Origin of the sequence: Pseudomonas sp. Sample_24 (assembly GCF_004307605.1) — a bacterium.
Classification (GTDB): Bacteria; Pseudomonadota; Gammaproteobacteria; order Pseudomonadales; family Pseudomonadaceae; genus Aquipseudomonas.
In genome coordinates, this window is record NZ_RCNW01000020.1 from 3,763 (window position 1) to 5,800 (window position 2,038).

The 2,038-nt window shown below is 57.6% G+C and carries 3 protein-coding genes and 1 pseudogene; all 4 read left to right on the forward strand.

What is annotated here, in order from left to right; genetic code table 11:
- Window positions 1-51: 51 nt before the first annotated feature.
- Complete coding sequence (locus D8V06_RS00865) at window positions 52-342, forward strand: c-type cytochrome (RefSeq protein ID WP_046818664.1); 291 nt, start codon at window positions 52-54, stop codon at window positions 340-342.
- Between the two features lie 45 nt (window positions 343-387).
- The gene (locus D8V06_RS00870; RefSeq protein ID WP_056854212.1) at window positions 388-1,017 is read left to right on the forward strand and encodes a c-type cytochrome; all 630 of its coding nucleotides are present in this window, start codon (window positions 388-390) and stop codon (window positions 1,015-1,017) included.
- Between the two features lie 201 nt (window positions 1,018-1,218).
- Window positions 1,219-1,860, forward strand: coding sequence for a thiol:disulfide interchange protein DsbA (gene dsbA / locus D8V06_RS00880; RefSeq protein WP_056854213.1), 642 nt, complete (start codon window positions 1,219-1,221; stop codon window positions 1,858-1,860).
- A gap of 14 nt (window positions 1,861-1,874) precedes the next feature.
- Window positions 1,875-2,038: pseudogene (locus tag D8V06_RS00885) on the forward strand (EEP domain-containing protein); the annotation flags it as partial.

A 2,038-nucleotide genomic window follows, 5' to 3' on the forward strand; every position in this document is an offset into this window, starting at 1 on the left:
TTGATTGCGCATTAGAACGCAGAACGCTCTCAACCCTGAAAAGGTCGTTTTATGACGAAATGGCTGCTAGCTGCCGGTGTCCTGATACCGCTTTACAGCGCTCAGGCTACACAGGATCCGGAAGCTGTGTACAACCGTGTTTGTGGTGCCTGTCATTCCGGCCAACTACCCATGGCGCCCCGCAAGGGCGATCAGGAAGCTTGGACGCCGAGGTTGGCGAAAGGTATGGAGACGCTGGTGCAACACGTGACCCAGGGTTTCAAGGCGATGCCGCCGCGTGGTTTGTGCATGGACTGCAGTGCCGAGGATTACCAAGCCATCATCCAGTGGATGAGCGAGTAAACCCGGTCCATAACTCTTAACCCTTAGCCGTAGTTGGATTAGCTGATGAAGAAATTGATCGTGAGTCTGCTGTTGACCGTGGGCATCTCCGGCATGGCCAATGCTGCAGGTGAGGCAGTACAGCCGGGCGATGCAAAAGCCGGCCAGGCAAAAGCCGCCGTATGCGGGGCCTGCCATGGCCCGGATGGCAACAGCATGGCGCCGAACTTTCCGAAACTGGCGGGCCAGGGTGAGCGCTACCTGACCAAGCAGTTGCACGACATCAAGTCGGGCAAGCGCACTGTTCTGGAAATGACCGGCCTGCTGACCAACATGAGCGATCAGGATCTGGCCGACATGGCCGCCTACTTCGCCAGCCAGAAAGGCAGCGTGGGCGCCGCCGATGAAAAACTGGTCAAGCGCGGTGAGAATCTGTTCCGCGGCGGCGATCTGGCCAAGGGCCTGCCATCCTGCACCGGGTGCCATTCGCCAAATGGCGCAGGCAACGCAGCCGCCGGCTTCCCGCACCTGGGTGGTCAGCACGCTCAATACATCGCCAAGCAATTGACCGATTTCCGCAAGGAAGACGGTGGACGCACCAACGATGGCGACACCAAACCAATGCAAAGCATTGCCAAAAAGCTGAGCGACGAAGACATCGCCGCAGTGTCCAGCTACATTCAGGGCCTGCACTAAGGCCGGCGAATCGCGCGTTGCGCAAGGCGTACGTCTCTTGCAACGTTAACGCTCGATTAATCCGTCGCAGCAAGTATAAAAAGGGTGGCTTTGGCCGCCCTTTTTTGTGGCCGCTGCCGTTACACTACAGAACTCAGGCCCGCCAGGATCTGTCTGAAAAACAGGTCGCGCGAGGCGATAAAATTTGTCCAGGAGTAAAGCATGCGTAATCTGATTATCAGCGCCGTTTTTGCCGCTGCCAGCCTGTTCGGCATGACTGCCCAGGCCGCCGAAGCCCCAGCCGCCCCTTACGTAGAACTGAGCAATCCGGTTCCGGTAGCCGTGCCTGGCAAAATCGAAGTGGTGGAACTGTTCTGGTATGGCTGCCCTCACTGCTATCACTTTGAACCGACCATCAATCCATGGGCTGAAAAACTGCCATCGGACGTGAACTTCAAGCGTATTCCAGCGATGTTCGGCGGTCCTTGGGACGCTCATGGCCAGATGTTCCTGACCCTCGAATCCATGGGTGTCGAGCATAAGGTCCATGCCGCGGTGTTCGACGCAATCCAGAACAAGAAAATGAAGCTGACCGACAAGAATGACATGGCCGACTTCCTGGCTACGCAAGGCGTAGACAAGGAAAAATTCCTGGCCACCTTCGACTCCTTCGCGATCAAGGGTCAGGTTGTTCAAGCCCGTGAATTGGCCAAGAAGTATGAAATCACCGGCGTTCCAACCCTGGTCGTGAACGGCAAGTACCGCTTCGATGTGGGCTCCGCCGGCGGTGCCGAACAAGCGCTGCAACTGGCCGACAAACTGATCGACAAAGAGCGAGCGGCTACCAAGGCTGCCGCCAACTAAGGGCAGTACCCGCCATGCGCCGCTGGGGTACTGAACGCGTCGTTGGCCTGCATGATCCGCGGGTCAACGAACATCATCTGGAATCCACGGGCCTGCCCGCAGACAGTCGTCTGCGCTTGCTCAGTTTCAATATTCAGGTCGGCATCAGTACCGAGCGCTATCGGCATTACCTGACCCG

What these genes read in the sequence shown, in the direction of transcription:
- D8V06_RS00865 (WP_046818664.1), top strand. Translation starts at nt 52, where the DNA reads ATGACGAAATGGCTGCTAGCTGCCGGTGTCCTGATACCGCTTTACAGC.
- D8V06_RS00870 (WP_056854212.1), top strand. Translation starts at nt 388, where the DNA reads ATGAAGAAATTGATCGTGAGTCTGCTGTTGACCGTGGGCATCTCCGGC.
- dsbA (WP_056854213.1), top strand. Translation starts at nt 1,219, where the DNA reads ATGCGTAATCTGATTATCAGCGCCGTTTTTGCCGCTGCCAGCCTGTTC.